This is a genomic window from Rossellomorea oryzaecorticis (genome assembly GCF_038405515.1).
Taxonomy (GTDB): domain Bacteria; phylum Bacillota; class Bacilli; order Bacillales; family Bacillaceae_B; genus Rossellomorea; species Rossellomorea oryzaecorticis_A.
This window is the reverse complement of the sequence record NZ_JBBYAF010000005.1, coordinates 90,777-108,996: the sequence shown is the minus strand read 5'-3', so window position 1 is coordinate 108,996 and position 18,220 is coordinate 90,777. Positions and strand designations below refer to the sequence as shown.

General features: G+C 39.9%; 21 protein-coding genes and 1 pseudogene. 5 read left to right on the top strand and 17 right to left on the bottom strand.

The features are described from left to right. Positions 1 to 192: 192 nt before the first annotated feature. Together AAEO50_RS04200 and AAEO50_RS04195 are read right to left on the bottom strand one after the other, a co-directional pair. Positions 193 to 828, bottom strand: a complete 636-nt coding sequence (locus AAEO50_RS04200; protein ID WP_341980768.1) for an FMN-dependent NADH-azoreductase — start codon at positions 826 to 828, stop codon at positions 193 to 195. A 202-nt stretch (positions 829 to 1,030) separates the two neighbouring features. Next, positions 1,031 to 1,750, bottom strand: coding sequence for a class I SAM-dependent methyltransferase (locus tag AAEO50_RS04195; protein WP_341980766.1), 720 nt, complete (start codon positions 1,748 to 1,750; stop codon positions 1,031 to 1,033). Between the two features lie 112 nt (positions 1,751 to 1,862). Between AAEO50_RS04195 and AAEO50_RS04190 the strand changes: the two genes are divergently transcribed. After that, positions 1,863 to 3,299 (top strand): MDR family MFS transporter, encoded by a 1,437-nt coding sequence (locus tag AAEO50_RS04190; RefSeq protein WP_341980764.1) that lies wholly within the window; start codon positions 1,863 to 1,865, stop codon positions 3,297 to 3,299. 109 nt (positions 3,300 to 3,408) lie between these two features. Here the strand turns inward: AAEO50_RS04190 and AAEO50_RS04185 are convergent, their stop codons facing one another. The 4 genes and pseudogenes from AAEO50_RS04185 to AAEO50_RS04170 all read right to left on the bottom strand — a co-directional run bounded on the left by AAEO50_RS04185 (position 3,409) and on the right by AAEO50_RS04170 (position 6,777). Further along, on the bottom strand, positions 3,409 to 4,830 hold the full coding sequence (locus AAEO50_RS04185) for an MDR family MFS transporter (protein ID WP_341980762.1): 1,422 nt from the start codon (positions 4,828 to 4,830) through the stop codon (positions 3,409 to 3,411). 42 nt (positions 4,831 to 4,872) lie between these two features. Continuing rightward, complete coding sequence (locus AAEO50_RS04180) at positions 4,873 to 5,499, bottom strand: TetR/AcrR family transcriptional regulator (protein ID WP_341980760.1); 627 nt, start codon at positions 5,497 to 5,499, stop codon at positions 4,873 to 4,875. Positions 5,500 to 5,666: 167 nt separating this feature from the next. Further along, positions 5,667 to 6,379 (bottom strand): annotated as a pseudogene (locus AAEO50_RS04175) (diphthine--ammonia ligase). Further along, positions 6,355 to 6,777 carry an NUDIX hydrolase gene (locus tag AAEO50_RS04170; protein ID WP_341980758.1) on the bottom strand — a complete coding sequence of 141 codons (423 nt, stop codon included), beginning with the start codon at positions 6,775 to 6,777 and terminating at the stop codon, positions 6,355 to 6,357. Before AAEO50_RS04170 ends, AAEO50_RS04175 begins: the two are co-directional and overlap by 25 nt. 277 nt (positions 6,778 to 7,054) lie before the next feature. Between AAEO50_RS04170 and AAEO50_RS04165 the strand changes: the two genes are divergently transcribed. Next, positions 7,055 to 7,396, top strand: coding sequence for a YqzG/YhdC family protein (locus AAEO50_RS04165; protein WP_341980756.1), 342 nt, complete (start codon positions 7,055 to 7,057; stop codon positions 7,394 to 7,396). Between the two features lie 119 nt (positions 7,397 to 7,515). Next, the gene (locus tag AAEO50_RS04160) at positions 7,516 to 8,034 is read left to right on the top strand and encodes a hypothetical protein (protein ID WP_341980754.1); all 519 of its coding nucleotides are present in this window, start codon (positions 7,516 to 7,518) and stop codon (positions 8,032 to 8,034) included. A gap of 15 nt (positions 8,035 to 8,049) precedes the next feature. On the opposite strand, the gene AAEO50_RS04155 is transcribed toward AAEO50_RS04160, so the two are convergent. From AAEO50_RS04155 to AAEO50_RS04145, 3 genes are all read right to left on the bottom strand, one after another. Further along, a complete protein-coding gene (locus AAEO50_RS04155) occupies positions 8,050 to 8,490 on the bottom strand; it encodes a DUF1801 domain-containing protein (protein ID WP_341980752.1) in 441 nt (146 codons plus the stop codon). Between the two features lie 65 nt (positions 8,491 to 8,555). Then, complete coding sequence (locus AAEO50_RS04150; protein WP_341980750.1) at positions 8,556 to 9,818, bottom strand: MFS transporter; 1,263 nt, start codon at positions 9,816 to 9,818, stop codon at positions 8,556 to 8,558. 120 nt (positions 9,819 to 9,938) lie between these two features. After that, positions 9,939 to 10,562, bottom strand: coding sequence for an ArsR/SmtB family transcription factor (locus tag AAEO50_RS04145; RefSeq protein WP_341980748.1), 624 nt, complete (start codon positions 10,560 to 10,562; stop codon positions 9,939 to 9,941). Positions 10,563 to 11,029: 467 nt separating this feature from the next. Between AAEO50_RS04145 and AAEO50_RS04140 the strand changes: the two genes are divergently transcribed. Continuing rightward, positions 11,030 to 11,416 (top strand): sporulation protein, encoded by a 387-nt coding sequence (locus AAEO50_RS04140; protein ID WP_341980747.1) that lies wholly within the window; start codon positions 11,030 to 11,032, stop codon positions 11,414 to 11,416. A 410-nt stretch (positions 11,417 to 11,826) separates the two neighbouring features. On the opposite strand, the gene AAEO50_RS04135 is transcribed toward AAEO50_RS04140, so the two are convergent. The 6 genes from AAEO50_RS04135 to AAEO50_RS04110 form a co-directional block, all read right to left on the bottom strand. Further along, a complete protein-coding gene (locus AAEO50_RS04135; RefSeq protein ID WP_341980745.1) occupies positions 11,827 to 12,381 on the bottom strand; it encodes an AAA family ATPase in 555 nt (184 codons plus the stop codon). Positions 12,382 to 12,394: 13 nt separating this feature from the next. Next, complete coding sequence (locus AAEO50_RS04130) at positions 12,395 to 13,012, bottom strand: hypothetical protein (protein WP_341980743.1); 618 nt, start codon at positions 13,010 to 13,012, stop codon at positions 12,395 to 12,397. 197 nt (positions 13,013 to 13,209) lie between these two features. Further along, complete coding sequence (glsA, locus tag AAEO50_RS04125; protein WP_341980741.1) at positions 13,210 to 14,148, bottom strand: glutaminase A; 939 nt, start codon at positions 14,146 to 14,148, stop codon at positions 13,210 to 13,212. A 144-nt stretch (positions 14,149 to 14,292) separates the two neighbouring features. Further along, positions 14,293 to 14,910 (bottom strand): HAD family hydrolase, encoded by a 618-nt coding sequence (locus tag AAEO50_RS04120; protein ID WP_341980739.1) that lies wholly within the window; start codon positions 14,908 to 14,910, stop codon positions 14,293 to 14,295. A 124-nt stretch (positions 14,911 to 15,034) separates the two neighbouring features. Further along, on the bottom strand, positions 15,035 to 15,484 hold the full coding sequence (locus AAEO50_RS04115) for a GNAT family N-acetyltransferase (RefSeq protein ID WP_341980737.1): 450 nt from the start codon (positions 15,482 to 15,484) through the stop codon (positions 15,035 to 15,037). 32 nt (positions 15,485 to 15,516) lie between these two features. After that, positions 15,517 to 15,975, bottom strand: coding sequence for a GNAT family N-acetyltransferase (locus AAEO50_RS04110; RefSeq protein ID WP_341980736.1), 459 nt, complete (start codon positions 15,973 to 15,975; stop codon positions 15,517 to 15,519). Between the two features lie 151 nt (positions 15,976 to 16,126). Here AAEO50_RS04110 and AAEO50_RS04105 point away from each other — a divergent pair, with 151 nt between their 5' ends. Then, complete coding sequence (locus tag AAEO50_RS04105) at positions 16,127 to 16,675, top strand: GNAT family protein (RefSeq protein WP_341980734.1); 549 nt, start codon at positions 16,127 to 16,129, stop codon at positions 16,673 to 16,675. Positions 16,676 to 16,716: 41 nt separating this feature from the next. Here AAEO50_RS04105 and AAEO50_RS04100 read toward each other — a convergent pair whose 3' ends face one another. Together AAEO50_RS04100 and AAEO50_RS04095 are read right to left on the bottom strand one after the other, a co-directional pair. Beyond that, positions 16,717 to 17,076: a cupin domain-containing protein gene (locus AAEO50_RS04100; protein WP_341980731.1), complete on the bottom strand. Its 360-nt coding sequence runs from the start codon at positions 17,074 to 17,076 to the stop codon at positions 16,717 to 16,719. Next, positions 17,073 to 18,116: an aldo/keto reductase gene (locus AAEO50_RS04095; RefSeq protein ID WP_341980728.1), complete on the bottom strand. Its 1,044-nt coding sequence runs from the start codon at positions 18,114 to 18,116 to the stop codon at positions 17,073 to 17,075. Before AAEO50_RS04095 ends, AAEO50_RS04100 begins: the two co-directional genes overlap by 4 nt. Between the last annotated feature and the right edge of the window lie 104 nt (positions 18,117 to 18,220).

Sequence of the window (18,220 nt, the reverse complement as noted above, 5' to 3'; positions counted from 1 at the left end):
TGATAAGCAAAAAAGGAATGAAATGATTCTATTCAAACTATTCCAAATCATTTTACCATAATTGTACAATTTATGTAGCTAGTCTAAAAAAGAGCCAGCAAAAAAATGCTGACTCTTTAATAAGCTCTTTCGATAAACATTGAAGTATAGGCGTAATTTTGGATACTTTGAATCTATGTCTCTTTCATCTTCTTAAAATGTATGTGCAAGATCCTCTGCACGGGCGATGCCGTCTTCTTTGATTTCTTGTGCTTTATCTGGCATGGCTGCATGTCCTTCTATGAATAACCCTTCGAAGGAAGGAACTCCATAGAATTGCATCATGATGTCCAGATAGCGGTGTCCCATCTCCATCTGAGCGGCAGGTCCTTCGGAATATACACCCCCGCGTGCCTGGATGTGAAGGGCTTTTTTATCTGAAAGCAGGCCAATCGGGCCATGCTCAGTGTATTTAAATGTTTTTCCTGCTACTGAAACGGAATCGATATAGGCTTTCATAACAGGAGGGAATGAAAAATTCCAGAACGGCGTAACAAAAATGTATTTATCCGCCTCCACAAATTGATCAACAAGTTCGGTTAATCGGCCTACTTTGGCCTTCTCACTGTCTGATAGTTCTTCAAAACCTTTACCAGTTTGCAGCTTTCCCCACCCGCTGAACACATCTGCATCAATTTGTGGAATATCTTCTTTGTATAAATCCACAGCCACAACCTCGTGTGATGGATTCACCTTCTTATATGTGTCAATAAACGCTTTCCCAGCGGCCATGCTGAAAGATTGAACGTGATCGTGAGGATGAGCTGTGATGTACAATACCTTTGTCATTTAAATGACCTTCCTTTCTGTATGTCTAAGTAATATACCTATCACATATCTCAAATAGATATATTCTTAATTCGAGATTATTGTAAGACATCCAAAGGATTTCATCAAGCTATTTGCTTGATGAAGATATTTGATTGTATTAATAAGCTGTATATTACAGTAGTTTTAACCATACCTTTTTGCTTCAGTAAAATTAAAACCCCTACCTGCGGGGCTTCTTAGAATGAGATTTTATAATTAAAAAATGCGGGTTCTTCATCAAGTAATCATAAGATTTCTTTTTTACACGTTTCATCTTTTCGCTAGGTTTCGGCTCTATAAATCGATCAAGATTGAAATGCCTGGCCGTATCATTCAAGATTCGTTCAAGCGGCTTCCTGTAAAAGGTGACATCAATTGTGATATGTGGCTTATTCCACGTTTCAGTAATCGTTTCCGTTTTAAAATAATCGTCACAGTCATTCCGTGTAAAGTCCATGAACGGATGATGAATGGAATACAAAAAAGTACCGCCGGGTTTTAATACACGGTGAAACTCCTTGAAAGTATCCTCCCAATTTTCAAAGTAGTGAAGAGTGAGCGAACTGATAATATAATCAAAGCAATCGTCTTCAAAAGGGAGAGCCATTTGAAGGTCATGACATAATACGGCTGCCCGGTTCCCTACTCTCTCTTTTGCGGCTTTTATCATTTCCGGGCTCAGGTCTATTCCCGTGACATTTGCTCCTTTTTTTGCGAAGTACTCGGTGTACCAGCCTGCCGCGCAACCCGCATCAAGTATGGTTGTGTTCTTCAAATCCTCTGTAAGCTCACGAAGCATGGCAGGTCGTTCATAATAAGCATTGTAAGGACTGTCTTTATCAATATCATGTTGATAGGTTTCTGCCAATTGGTTATATGTATTTTTAGTGGAATCAGACATTTAACAATCTCCCTTTCATGCAACGGTACAATTTCTTGATTGTAGTGTACCATTTATTCCTATAAACTGTTAGGTAGTTATTTAGAATTATTTAGAAAGCTGGAGGAGTAAAATGGAACCAAAAATAAATTCAAAAGCGATACTTATTACATTTATGATTGGTGCATTTTTTGCCATTCTGAATGAAACATTATTGAATATAGCTTTAACTGAATTAATGGACGTATTTGGAGTGAAAGCACCCACAGTTCAGTGGCTCGCTACAGGTTTTATGCTTGTAATGGGTGTATTGATGCCAATTTCAGCATTATTGATCCAATGGTTCACAACGAGACAAATGTTCATTGGAGTAATGTCAGTATTCCTGCTTGGAACGACAATTGCAGCATGTGCATTGAATTTCCCCATGCTTTTAACAGGCCGAATGATCCAGGCAGTAGGAACGGGGTTATTGATTCCGGTCATTATGAATGCACTACTGCTTATCTATAAGCCTGAAGTCCGCGGGAAGATCATGGGTACATTCGGACTGGTCATCATGTTTGCTCCTGCGGTCGGACCTACTTTATCAGGTGTGATAGTAGATACCCTTGGATGGCGCTGGTTATTCATAACGGTCATACCTTTCTCTTTGTTCTCTATACTGTTTGCCTGGAGGTATCTCCAAAATGTTGGAGAAGTGACGCGACCTGGCGTCGATGTATGGTCGATCGTTCTGTCCTCTGTCGGGATTGCAGGTATCGTTTATGGGTTTAGTGCTGCCGGGGAAGAAGGTGAAGGCTTCACTTCAATAAAAATTCTCACGATTATCATAGTCAGTGCAGTCAGTCTAGTTTGGTTTGTTTTAAGGCAATTAAAATTGGATGAACCCCTGCTTGATGTTCGTGTATTTAAATACAAAAGCTATGCCCGAGGGGTCATACTATTCATCATCGTGATTATGGCGATGTTTGCTTCAGAAATAGTGATGCCGATGTATTTACAGGGCCCTCTTGGCTATTCGGCAAAGGTTGCAGGCCTGCTCTTATTACCCGGGGCACTCTTAAACGGATTAATGTCACCTGTAATGGGGGGATTATTTGATAAATACGGTCCGAGAAAATTGATCATACCGGGTACAGTCGTCCTTACCGGAGTGATAATATTCTATAGTAATATCAGTCAGTCCACCCCGATCTGGCTTTTCATCATTGTGTATATGATGTTGATGTTATCAATATCGGCTATCATGATGCCTGCCCAAACAAATGCATTGAATGAATTGCCCAAGAATCTGTACCCTCATGGAACAGCAATCGCGAATACACTTCAGCCCGTTTCAGGTGCTCTAGGTGTGTCGGTATTCGTCAGTATCATGACCCAAAGCCGTGAGAGCTATCTTAATCATCATACAGGAAGTGTCTCGGGGGATGTGTTAAATGATGCGATGACATATGGTGTTCACCACGCTTATTGGTTTGCATTAGGACTTGCGGTTATAGCCTTTACCATCTCACTATTCATTAAGAAAGCTGTTGCTCCTGATGTTGAAGATGCTTTGGGTGAATAAGACAGAAAGAACCTCGTCTTTTATAATGAGGTTCTTCTTTGTAGAGACAAGTTTATAAATGAATTCAAAAAAGCCAGTTTCTAAAAAAAAGAAACTGGCTTGACTTCTATCATGCAGTACTCTTAACTCTCTTAGGTTTCTTGTCTTTTACGAAAAAGGCAAGGAACAATCCCACCATAGCGGAGATGCCTGCAACGATGAAGGATACGTTCACACCATGTATGAGTCCTTCCAGTCCCCTGTCTGGCTGGGCAGCCGTGGTCATGACCGTTACGAGCAATGCCGTCCCGACTGCACCGGAAACTTGACGCATTGTATTGTTCATCGCCGTGCCATGCGGGATCAATCTATTTGGAAGCTGGTTGAGACCGGCAGTGGTTACTGGCATCATCACCATTGCGACCCCAAGCATCCTCACCGCATTGACAGTGGCTAGATACATGAATGTCGTCTGAGGAGTGAGGTTCGTGAACATGAACGTTGTCACCGAAATCAGAAGCAATCCGGTGACAGCAAGCCACTTCGCGCCGAACTTGTCAAAGATCCTCCCCGTTATCGGGTTCATGAAGCCCATTATGAGAGCACCAGGCAGCAGCATAAGTCCGGACTCAAAAGCCGTAAAACCAAGCATATTCTGCATCAGTATCGGGAGTACAGTCGCCCCGCCGATCATGGCGATAAAGACGACCATGCCGAGAGCCGTTGTAATCGTAAATAATTTTATTTTGAATACACGGAATTCAAGAATCGGCTGTTTCAGTTTAAACTGTCTTAGTATGAAGAACGTTAGGGCAATGGATCCCACAATCATCGCAGCGACAACCTGTATACTCCCCCATCCAGTGCTCCCTGCGGTACTGAATCCGTACAGTAATCCTCCGAAACCTAGAGATGACAAGATAATCGACAGGATATCGACTTTAGGGAAGGTTTGCTTCGTAACATTTACCAGGATATAATATGCCACGATGAAATCGATGATGACAATCGGCAAGATCACGTAGAACACACTTCTCCATGGGAATTGATCGACAAGCCATCCTGAAAGTGTCGGTCCGATGGCTGGCGCGAAAGAAATAACAAGACCGAACATCCCCATGGCACTTCCACGTTTTTCAATGGGGTAAATCAGGAATAGAATTGTTTGCATCAGCGGCATGATAATACCTGCACCCGATGCCTGTATGATCCTCCCCACCATTAAAATACCGAAGTTTGGTGCGACCGCGCATATCAATGTACCGGTCGCGAACAACCCCATCGCCGTCAGAAACAATGAACGAGTAGTGAAACGTTCTATCAAAAACGCAGTAATTGGGATCATGACTCCATTAACAAGCATAAATATTGAGGTTAACCACTGTGCTGTACTTGCTTCGAGGTGCAAGTCTTCCATAATATGAGGCAGTGCTGTGGCAAGCAGCGTCTGATTTAATATGGCCGCAAAAGCCCCTGAAATTAAGACCAATAATAACGGGAATTTATTGAAGGTTTCTGTAGACTGTGATATATCATGTGATTGCGGCTTCATTTTCTCCCTTCTTTCTCTATCCTTAACATCGGTTTAATTAGGTTATTTTTTGGATAATCCTGTTTTGAGCAGATTTATTTCTAATTTGTACTTAGAGACTGCATCCTCAATACTTAATTGGTTTGAGACGCTGTGTACCAGATTATGAAATGTAACCGCTGATAATATCTGCATAACATGATACAGCTGATTTTCATTGGTGATATTCAGGCTCTTCCAATCTACGAGTTCATAAACTTCATCATATCTTTTACTCAGTTCTTCCTTACTGAGAAATTTCGTGAACGCTTTTTCAATCTTGTAGTTCATATTTAGAAGGACATTTTTAATGAAATTATTTTGCCCCTCTGTATGGGAACGATTTAAGGTATGATGGAAAATCTCTGTTACCGCCTCAAAAATATCCCCGTTATATGTCTTTAAATTATTTAAGAATTTTTCATGTCTTTCCTGAGTATGTTCATTTAGTAAATAGAAAAATGCGTCTTCTTTATCTTCAAAGTACTGGTAAAAACTTCCTCTTGGAATTCCTGCTGATTTCAATATGTTTGAAATCGAGGCTTCATAAAGTGAGACACGTGAAAACTCTTTTTTGGCAGCTCCGATCAAAATCTGCCTTTTTCCTTCATTCAAGTTAAAAAACGTCGGCTTTGGCATACTTACCTCCATCCTGTCAAAGTGACACGGTGTCATAATCAAGACCTTCTCTACTATAGATGACACGGTGTCATATGTCAACGGATATACATAGCAGATTCAGTTGCCCAAAAATAAAAAGCGCTCTACATTGAGCGCTTCTTGTACTAGAATGGCTTATTCCAATTCAGCCAATTAGTTTAGCTGAATTTATCAATTAATCGGCAGCTCTGAATATCCAGTGACCATAGTCCTGAATTCAACACGACTCCGGATTTTATCAGCTGTACTTTTTTTAAAAAAATCGGCCCGTCTACCACAAACGTATGGTATTCTCCAAATTCACCCATTACACAAATATCTTTTTGCTGAACTTCTTCATAAAAACCCCAATCCAGGATCCGGCCCGGCCACGCTTGATCAAAGTGTTGTTCCGAAGCCCTGCATACAATAGCAGTAAAACCGAGTGACAGAAATTCTTTTAAGAGTTCATCAACGTCTTCAGGGTAGATCCATGTGGGGAAAAGTGGTTCAATCCCTGCCTTATGTGAGACTTCTTCATTCCATTTCCGGTCTTCTTCTGCATATAAACTCCCAAAGGCTACCTGCTCTACACCCTGCTCCTCCTTAAGGTTTCTCAGAGCATTGACCAGTGACTTTTCATATTCCTGAGCAGAGTCTACCAGAACTAATGGGATTCCTAATGCCTCTGCCTGGAATTCGAGAATGTTAAGCCTGATACATGAGCATGGTTGCGATCGTCTTTATCAGCTACCATCGATACCAGGCAAACGACATTTCTGTGTTCTTGTAAAAGCCTGTATAGTGCCAGACAGCTGTCTTTACCGCTGCTCCAGCAGACAGCGACCTTTTTATTTTGTGTATTATTCAACGTTTCCAACCTGTTTTCCATTTAAATCTCCCTGTGCATGCAATATGTAAGATTTCTTCGTATAGTTGATTCCATTCATTATAATAGTCCTCTACACTCGTTGGATCAATAAATAACCTCCCATGTGACTCATGCTTCTTTTCAAATGGATGCAGATGCCTTATGTCCATTTTGTAAAAAACTTGGTATCCTACTTTCGGATACTTACTGGTTTCATTCCATTTCAGGTTCTCATTGTGGTCAACGATGATGCAACCAAGATATTCGGAGACCCCTTCGACACATCCCTCTTCCAGGGCTTCGCGTGCAAATGTCTCCTCTGGGCTTTCACCCGGTTCCACATGACCGCCAGGGAATTCCCATCCCCTGTGTTCAAGATCCACAAGCATGAGTTTCTTTTCATGAAAAACAAAAACCATGTGCACTCGTTATCAGCTTCATATCAGGTAAAGTGCTGCTTGGCACCCAAGTTAATTTAACGACTGACTCTCCCCATTTCACTTGAATCGATGACATCAGAATCCCTCTTTCATTGTACAAAATCTCAAAGTGCAGACAATGGTGCGTTGTACAGACTTTATTCAATAGTAGCATAGTACAGAGTGAATAAATGCATCATATTTGGAAAATATTCCTTTTGAATAGGAAGTGAAAATTAACAAAAGATAATACAAAAACTTGGAAGGAAACATTCAAATGAAAAAAATAATTCTGTGTTTGTTTATCATTCAACTGTTCTCAATAGGCTACCAACAACCGAATACAAGTGCCAAAAACCTCGATAGCATTGGAGTGACGGTTCCTTCTTATGCTAAATGGGGACGTATTGCCATGCAAAAAACGAAAGAGCGTTACCCTGAAGCTCAGATTATCGATTACCTCCATATCGGGAGGGAAGATGGAGCTTCTTATAGTACAGAAAAATTCAAACTTTGGCTAAAAGGAAAAGATAAGGAATTCGGGGTGCTCATTAACATCAGGTTTGATCCTAAAACCGATGAAATAAAGCAATTATCATTTAAAGAAGTATCAAGATAGTTATAAAAAACTGCTGACAATCCAGCAGTTTTTTTATTGAAGATATCCCATACCCTTCTTTTCAGTCATCTTTATATCTATGTTGAAATACATATGAATTTAAAGGGGAGGTATGGCTGATGATTCTAAAAGCGATTGATCTGGCTTTAATGTCTGAGCACTTAATGGTTCATAAAGCTGTATTGGATAAACTGGCATCCCATTACTGCAGTGTGGAAGATCCGAAAGTAAAGCAAATTATTTATGAACAGTATGTGATTATGAAAAACCATGTAAAAGTTATGATTGCTTTAATGGATCCAGAGAAGAATGAAAACATTTCCGTAGAGGACTTGCATAAATGGGAGCCTTCAAGGATTTCATGTCATAAAAGCACCAAGGGGATGAGTCAGGAAAGTTTGATCATGGATCTGAAAAATACAGCTTCTACAATGGCAGATAAAAACTTCACATCGGCTTTGCAGATGAAAGCCGATAATGTTAAAAAAATTCATGTTCATATGGCAACGCAGCAGGTTATGATCCTAAACAGATATATTTCCTATATTGAAAAGCATATGGAAAGTCGAGCTCCGGACACTACACTAAAAGTGCAGCGTGACACGATGCAGGCTTTTCGTAAGATGTATAATTTGTAGTGCCGAAATTTACTTTTATTTAGCTGATTCGCCGCCACCTTCCGGATACGTTCTCTTCAAAAATGAAATCGATGCCTGGATCAATTCTCTTAAAACGTCTCCATCAATATCCTCTATTTTATTGATATATACACATGCTTTTCCTGTGGTATGCTTACCGAATTTCTTCAGAAGTTCTTCACGTTCTTTATCTCCCGGTGCAAAATATAGACTGATTTTTGCTTTTCGCGGGGAAAATCCTGCAAGAAATGAATCACCTTCATGCCCCGTTTTATATGTGTAGTGATATGAGCCGAACCCGATTATGCTGGGACCCCACATTTTAGCAGTAAAGCCTGTTTCTTCGGTGAAGATATCCAATAGTCTGTAAGCGTCTTCCCGTTTTTTCTCACTCTCGACACTTTCAATGAATTCAAGAACGCTGTTTTCGTTTTGCTTCGTTTTTAACTCGTACAAGCTTCCACCCCTCTACTTATCCAGCTTTTTTAATACTTTCGACCTTTCAGCTGGAAATACCTTCATTATACAGATTGATCTTCGCTTGGAAGACCCATTTCTTCCGGGTTGAGACTTGATGACGCGGGAAGGGAGCGAAGAGTTTTGTTCAGAACCCAGACAAAAGAAATAAATAGGATTCCCCCGGCACTTGCAAGGTATACGCTACCTGGACCAAACATATCTGCAAAGTATCCACCAAGCAATGAGCCGAGCGGCATAGCCATTGCTCCCAAGGACGCTGTTACGGAGAAAATTCTACCGAGCAGCTGGGAAGGTACCATTGATTGTATCGCGGCACCAAAAATGACATTGGTTGCGCCGATTGGAATCCACGAGATGCCAAAAAGAAGGATACTCACGCTGTTACTTGTCACAATACCTGAAATTAGCCACATTACTCCACCTATGAAAAATAACAGAATCGTTAGTTTTCCGATCGGCCAGCGCCCAAACAAAGATGCGCTTAATGCTCCAATAAGTGCTCCTCCAGAAATCGCTGCCAAGTACAGTCCGTAAAGCTCCGACCCCCCTCTTCCATCGGCAAAGGCCGGGAGTACTGCATAAATCGAGCCAATCGCAAAGTTTGCAACAATCGAACCAAGCAGGAATTTTGCTAAGTGTGATCTAAAGACGATTGAAAAGCCTTCAGCTAAATCGTTCTTGTACTGTTGAGCGGCTTCCTTAATTTTTTTCTTTTCGCCGGCAGCTTCTTTTTCAGCGAGCTTGATTAAGCCAAACAATAGACTCGCAACAATGAAAGTAACAGAATCAACAATATATAGGGTAATGGCTCCAACTACGGTCAGAAGAATTCCGGCAATTGCGTTGAAGGCAAGATCGACTCCCTGAAAAGCGAACGAAAAAAGTGAATTACTCTTCATAAGCTGATCTTTACGGACGATACGAGGAAGTAATGCGGCCTGGCCAGGATATGCGAATTGATTTAAGGCAGATATGATCGGCATGATGATTAAGATAAACGAAACAGATAGGATTCCAGCATAGTGCGCAGCGGGAATTAATAAGACAAGAATCCCTTGCAGAATTTGTGTGCGGACCAAAACCTTCTTAATCTGCCATCTATCAACAAGTGGTCCAATCAGGAATTGAAGAGTTCCGGGAAGCAGCGTCAAGAATCCTGCCAAACCAGTATAAAATGCACTTCCCCCCAACTCGTATACAAGCCACATCGCTGCGACGTAGTAGATGCTGTCCCCCATATTTGTAACCAGCCTTCCAAAAAATAAAGATGCAAAGTTTCTGTTTTTAAATAATAATTCTTTCATTTCACAATCCCCCTTATACTTGTATGGATTTTTTATTCTGTAAAAATTATTTTACCGTCACTGCAAAAAAATACTTTTAATCAGTAAAAATTATTTTACTGTTGTTGTAAAAAAAACCGATTACCGGTCTTTTTCTTTATTGTCCATAATACGATCTGCAAACTTAGATTCTTCTACTTCGAACCCCATCCCTGTCATGTAATAAATGTTTTGATCTGCATTTTTCTCTTCTTTAGCTCTTTTTTGAAATTCACCGACAAGTTCAAAATATTCCTTCAAAAACCATTTGAAATTATCTTCTGAGCTTGAGGTTTCAAAAGAGGTTGCAAGTATATTCCAGTCAGAAGGATCCTTATCCCCGGCTTCTTCAAAAGCTCTGCTGGGAGCCTCAAGGATCCTGCTCATCGTCCGCTCAAGCATACCGTACATCATCAGTCTCTTCGTTTCACTTATTTCTTCTTTATGCGGAAGGAGACTTGCATCGGGATAAAACCCGCTTGAAACAGACTGAAAGAACTTCTGCACAATTCCGTTCTTTTCCTCTGTTTTGACGATTTCAATCAAACCGAGTTTCTCTAATTCTTTCAGGTGATAGTGAATTCGCGCCCTGGACATTTCGAATATTTCAGAAAGCTGCTGGCCGGTGTAAGGCTTTTCCACTAGACACATCATCAACTTGATGCGAAAAGGATCACTTAGGGCTTTTAGTTGGTCATACTCTTTGATGATAAACATTGATTTCATGTAAACATCTCCTGTAATTAATTTTACTCCGTAAATTTTATTTTACCGTGTAAATGAAGTTTATCACATGATATTTTTTACACACAATAGGTTTCTACCCTTTTTCTCTCGACAAATCCTGCAGAAGGGTGTTTTAAATTGACATGTATAAATAAATCTTATAAGATTGGTTCATAAATTCATATTCTCCTAAAGGGGAGTAGCTTTTACAATAAAGTCGTCATTACGGAGTCAACCACTCTCGGCTTTATTGACAACAACGTTGTTAGCGAGACCTTTACCAGTTGGTGAAGGTTGATATATGCAGATCAGGACCTTTACCAAACAGGTAAAGGTCTTTTTGTATATCAGTCTTAAACGCGAAAGTATGAATAGGTCTTGGCTATAAGAATGTAAAACAAATGATGCAGTATTAGCAAAAAGAATGTGAATAGGAAGTTTACCAATAGTGAAAAGGAGAATGCCTAATGTTACTAAGAAAGTATGTTTCCATGTTTGGTATTGGCTCTGCTAAAATTGATTTGGTTTTGCCGAAAACAGCCTTTCAGCCAGGAGAGCTTCTTAATGGATATTTCATTCTAGAGGGTGGGATCGTGAAGCAAAACCTGAGGCGAATCGACTGTGATCTAGTCATGGTGGATAAAAATTCAACAGAGAAAATAATTGATTCCACCACCATATATAAAACAGAAGAACTTGAGCCTGATGAAACCAACAAACTTAATTTTGTTTATCGAATACCCAAAACATTGCAAGCCAATGGAAAGGGTATCCGTTATCTATTTAAAACAAAATTGACCTTCGATAAAGGCGTTGAAAGCTTGGATGAAGACTGGATAACGGTTGTTTCCTAATGGACTCAAAGAAAAAACGCCAGTATTGTCTCAAGATAAGAACTGGTTAGTGATTTTGGGATATACAATAATTTTCATAAAATAAGCTGCCAAAATAAAGGGAGAAATTCCTCTTATTGAGAAAATGGCACGAAATGTAGAGTAAATAGAGGGAAACATTCCCTCTATTTACTCCAAAAGCATGAAAATGGATCATTTTACTTTGCCTTAACGGGAAAATCTCCTCTTATTTCCCTCGAACCTATCCTTATTCCGCAGGATAACGGGAAAAACTCCCCTTATAAAACAATCAGAGGTTACTCACAATTAAGGATGAAAAAAATGTCTGCTTCATTTATCTGTCTCTCAAAAAACAACACGCGCCGCCTGCTAGTTAAATATCATTTGTAGCACACCAATTGGTATACCAATTAATGAGAATGTTCATGATATGATGCCCGGCACGTCAGCTTGTCCACAATGGTTTTGATGATATCTTCTATCTCAACATGATCCGTCTTAATGTACTCACCAAAATCATGCTCTTCAAATGCTTTCAGACATTTATCAGTTTGCTGGTAACACCAATTTCCCTCTTCCTCCCCCCTGTTCCGGAGTCTTTCAAAAATTGATTCTTTGCTGGCTTTTAAACAATAGTGGTACGTTTGCTCATCAATATTCTTGAATCCATTGAAGATGTATGTAAAGTATTCTGGAACCCTTAGCGTCATCGGTACTATAAGATTCTTGCCATATTGTTCTTTCAGTTTTCTGGCTGTTTCTACAGTAAGAACTCTCCAAAGTTCATAATTTTGAAAGTCGCCGCTCCTTGACTCTTTCTTTCTGATATCTTCAGGCAGAATCTCTCTAACCATATACCCGACCATTTCTGGATCGAATATCATGCTGTCATTAATTTTAATTAAAAGCTCGGTTGCAATGGTTGTTTTACCCGCTCCAAACGCACCGTTTATCATAATGATCATTTCATTTCCCCCTTTAGTATGAAATTTCGTTTTTGACAATAGAAAAGTGGTTTGCAGAAAGGGCTTCTTTCAAAATGTTTTCGTCGTACCCTTTTCCCCGCATTGCCCGAATTATGGACTGCACTCTTTCTTGTCGTTTCCTTCTAAGAATTGACTCCAGCTGAATTTCCAAAGGGACCATCCTGATTGAATGCCCGCGAAAGTTAGTTGTCTTGGCGAGGTTCCAGATATACTTGCCGCCCTCCCATATTCCGCTGCCTGTTCGCGTGTCAGGTATGCCTGCCGATTCAGCAATATGTACAACTTCCACTTCAAAATGATGTATTTTGTATCGGGCTTTTGACCAAGAAAATCCTGAAGGAAAGGTTTGGTGAAGCACCGGTTCTTCTTTAGTTGACCACCAGTCTGGATTAGACTCTTTTTGATAAGTAGAAGGCATTGCATAAACCTCCAGTAAACGCGCGAATTCCGCCACTCCTTCTGGATGTTTCGTATAAATATCAAGGTCTCCCGGCTCCATTTCACACCCTTGCAACACAGAACCGACTGAACCGACTATTATCCATTCGAAAGTTGTATTGGAATTTTCATAGATATCACATACCGTTTCTAACGCTTTCTTCCAGCTCATTTATTCACCTCGTCAGGATTGTTTTTTCGCTTTCGTTGTTTACATCCTTGGTTTTGCATTATCTCTCTACGATTTGCTGAGTCATTAGTTTGTTTCGACACGATTATTGGAATACCCTTTAATATGGAATATTTTAACTGAACCATCCATCTATTTATCGAAAAAAGCAGCCCGAAGGCTGCTCCTTTTATAAATCATTAATCATGAAAAATATTCAACTTTAGCTTATCAGACAGCATACGCAACACTTGTCCCCCTGCTACACTGTTTCCTTTTTTATTGATGGAAGGACCTATGATGCCGATTCCCATTCTGCCTGGAACTGCTCCAACAATGCTTCCCGAGACACCGCTCTTCAAAGGGAACCCTACTTCAACGGCGTAGGTGCCTGATTCATTATACATACCTGATGTTAACATGATCGCTTTCACCGTACGGACATGTCTAGCCTGAATCAGCTGATCACCCGTTTCGATATTTCTTCCGTGATTGGTCAGGAAACAGCCAAGTTTTGCTAGTGCAAGTGACGTGATGTCTATAGAATTCACCCGGTAATAAAGATCCAGCGCTTCCTCCGCTTCTTGATTAGAAAGAACTCCTGTACTTTCCATGAAATAAGCAAGTGAACGATTACGAGCACCGTTCTTGATTTCAGATTGATAAACTTCTTCGTTGAATTTTACTCTTTCGTCACTTGTAATGGTTTGAAGAAAGGATATTATCCGATCGAAGCGTTCATCGACCGAAGCTCCATTGACCAGACTGGCTGTCGCAATGGCTCCAGAATTGATGAGGGGATTGAACGGCCGGTGACCTTCATAGTCTTCCAGGTTTGATATTGAATTGAAAAAATCATCTGTCGGCTCCATGCCAACTTTCTGAAAGACTACTTCTTTTCCGAAGTCCTCCAAAGCCATTAACAATATGATTACCTTCGAAATACTTTGAAGGGAAAAGCTGCAGTCATCTTCTCCTGCTGAATAAACTTCTCCTTTTTGAGTGATGATTGTCACTCCCAGGTCGGTTGCATGAGATTGATCTAATCCCGGGATATGATCGATTACCTCTCCCTGTGCTGTATATGGCCTGCAGGCCTTTACCACTTCTTCCATAAACGCATTTGATAACTTCTCCAATCCAGTTCCTCCTCATTTCGATCTGATTCTTATTATTTACCCAATATATAAGGAATTAAATAGGTTTGAAAAGAAAAGTTAACTGCGTTTTGCTTTGGTCACCTTGCATCACCGCAAATATTCCGATATTGCTATTCTCATTCATTAGAATAGTTCATTCATTTCATCGAATGAATCAATGACATAATCGTAATTACTTGCTTCACCGAACCCATACCTTGCATACACGAACGGTATACCGGCATCCTGGGCTGATTTCCGATCTCCATCAGTATCTCCTACGTAAACTGGCTGCTTTAAATGGTTACGTTCGATGATCAATTTAATATTTTCCCCTTTCGAAAGTCCGGTTCTTCCAGGGTTTTCATAATCAATGAAGTGCTTTTCCAATCTATGATACTCATAAAAGGCTTCGATATATCCATGCTGGCAGTTGCTTACGATAAAGAGCTTGTACTTTTTTGCCAAGTCTTCCAGTACTTCTTCCACATTCTCATAAAGGTTTCCGCCTTTTTCACTAAGATGCTCCTTCTCTACTTCCGAGCAGGTGTTCAGGAACTGCTCACGCTCCTTTTCCTCTAGTTCAGGAAACAACTTACGCCCAATTTCGTGCATCTGGAGTCCCATCGTTTCCTTTAACTGCTGAGAGGTCAGTTCTTTTTTTACTTTGTCGTGATTTTCAATAACCTTATTCCATGCAAACACTACCGTTTTACGGGGATCCCATAACGTCCCATCTAAATCAAAAATGATACTGTCCATCTTTAGTCCTCCTTGTTTATAACAGTTCTTTCCTGAAAGTTGTAATCCATAATCCTTCCGTTAATTCCTTTTCATCGATAACTTCAAACCCGAATCCTCTTTTACAATTGATTCCTTTTCTGTGTCAATCCGTTCTATCATTACGCCCCTGCCCAATCTTCTTTTTCACATAAATGATTTCGGGGTCCCCTTCATCAAGATTGTCAACAAAACCGCTCTTTTCATAGCCCAGAGAATGAAATAGGTGATGCATGATATCGTGTGATTGGTTCGTAGAAGAGAAGATCTTATCTTCGTTTATTTCTTCTTCAAACGCCGCGATAAGTGTCCGCGCCACCCCTTTGTTTCTATGATGGGGATGGACTATGACCAAAGATATAAACGTATGATCAAAGAAATAGTTGTTAAATAAAAGAAAACCAACTGCTTCTCCATTTGTCTTGTAAACTAAACATTGATGATTCACGATTGCTTCTTCAATCTCCAGGCACCTTTCTTCATTTCCTATAATTAATTTATCAATATGAACTAAATCGTTTAAGTCTTTCAGTTCTCCCCAGTGTATGTTTTTCATCCCATTACCTCCCACTAACTAAATCATATGTATTAATCTATCGTTGATTTCTCATACACTTTTATTGAACTACCACCTATTCCGTAAGCCTCCGATGAATGAAGCCATTGATATTTTTCATAGTATCCAACCAAATCCGTTGCAAGATAAAGTTTTTTATAGCCTTTTCGGGCTGCTTCGTCAATAGCATACTGCAGAAACTGTGATCCAAGCTCTTTTCCGCGGAATGCAGGGTCTACATATAAACAAGCAAGCCAAGGAGTCAGGTCCTGCCTGCTGTTAATATCATTGCGCAAGATAGCAAAAGTTCCAATGATTGCCCCATTTTCTACAGAAATATAAAACCTAGGTACCTCCTCATCCGTTTCACACGAGCGCAGCATACAATCCCTATAAAAATTGTAGCTTTCTTCGCTTCCCCATTGCTTCCAAAAAGCATTGACTGCCTCTTCAAATAAATCTTTTCGTTCACTCAGTTCGTGGATGCTCATCGAAACCCCTCTTTTTTTTCTATATTATATATGTACCATTCGGTTTCACGCTTGATTTATCCTTTATAAATAGTTTTTAAAAAAAGTTATTGTGTATTTTTCCTATTCATATAGTAAAATTGTACAATATTAGTTTATAGGGGTGTTGATCATGTTTGTACATAAGATTGATAAAGATTTGTCATTGAAATTGGTAGACTTAAATGATTCTGAAGAAATGTTTCAATTGGTCGATACGGCAAGGGACCATTTGAAAGAGTGGCTGGGATGGGTGGATTATACAAAAAAAGTAGAAGATTCAAAGGAATTCATTCAAGGCTGTATGCGGAGCTATGCTGAAAACAAAAGCATGAATACCGTCATTCTATATAAAGGGAAAATGGTAGGCACGGCTGGATATAATTCGATCGATTGGTCAAATAAAACAGCCTATATCGGCTATTGGCTCCATCAAGACTATCAGGGAAACGGCATTATGACGAGAGTTGCAAAAGCATTGACGGAGTACGCTTTCGAGTATCACAAATTAAATAAAGTGGATATCAGGGCAGCTAAAGGGAATAAAAAAAGCAGAAGCATACCCGAGCGGTTGGGCTTTGTCGAAGAAGGTACAATCAGACAGGCTGAATGGCTGTATGATCATTACGTTGACCATGTGGTATACGGGATGCTTCAAGACGATTGGAAACTAAGAAAATAGATTATTAAGAAGCCCGGAATTAAGGGCTTCCTTTTTTATATTTACTGATACTTTAAGTGCATGAACTTTGCTGGTTCCAATTCGGGAGATTCAATGACAATCGCCACCAACCCGTTTTCTGATTTGGTTTCATGCCACTCATTTTTATCCCAAAAGACAGCCTCACCGGCTTTTATGGGTACATATTCGCCTTCTTCCCCTTTTACCAGCCCTTCTCCTTTCAAGATCATTAAAAGCTGTGGCACTACCGCCTGGTGGTACCCGATGATGCCCTTTTCTCCAAGATACATACACCCAACATGTGCTTCTTGATTTGTTTGGACGATTTTAGACATGACGAAATTTGAATCAAATTTTGTAATCTTGGTTCCTTGGTTTTGATGAAATGTGTAGAGCTTCATTGATTATCCTCCTTCCTGTGCATAGTAATCGAACCTAGATTTGCTTTGACATTTTCCTCATGTCTCATTCCTGTCATTACCGAGAGGATGCCATCCGTTTCTGTTACAGTTTTTAATAAAACAGATGAGTCCCTTGCTTTGATCAAGTTACCAAGATCGAATGGCGCACTGGTTGTTACATAGATTCCAAGTTCGTCTGAAGCTTTCAAAATTGTTAAAGGGACTCCCGACACGACTTGATTCTTCTTCCTAATGGCTTCGCTTCTATTTTGGTTAAAGGGGAATTGCACGAACTTGAAATGATGATGCCTCCCTGCTGCTCTTTCCGCAGTCTCGATTATTTTTTCCAAAGAAATATAAGATGGATGATCGGAGCTAACGAGAAATGCGTCCCAAGAGGCTATTCCATAGAATCGAATCTTCCTACGGAGCACCGCTTGTTCAAGATACGAAAACAAATCAATCAGTCTTTCATAGAATACCTGAGGTCCTAACACTCTCATTGAAATTTCAGGATTATGAATGTAATAGATATCAATGGTATCGAGGTTTAAATGTTTTCTGCTTTCCTCCATTGCAAACTGATAATAGCTTGGGGTCAACACATGTTTCCTGTGTTCAACAATATTAAGGTCGGTTTCAGAAATGATGTTGTTGAATAAAAGAATTTCTTTTAAATATTCAGCAGGAACCAGCTTTGCATCAATGTCACCCGGAATTAGTCCTGCTTTAGTAGAAATGACAATCTCATCTCTTTTCAAGCGTGTTCCAGAGATCATTTCCGATAGTACCTTTCCAATATCCCGCTCCGATTTCATCCCTCTATAATTGATGGCTGTATCTATGAAATTGATTCCATGAGTCAGAGCATAGGATAAAGATTGTCTATAAAGAATTGAATCAGCTTCAGTCATGTCTCCAAGGTGAGTCCCCAGTGCAATCGGAGACACCATAAACCAAGGTGTTTTCCTGGCAGGTATTTCACAATGCCGTGAAAAATATTCCGATGTGCCTTTTAAATCTGCATATCCTTTAATCATCGTAATCCCCTCCTCTTCACCCAATCTTGATTTTAGTGGAAATAAATGTGAAAAAACAGTCTAAAGTTTCCATATATTGTGTGGTATACTTTAGTTATAAGGAA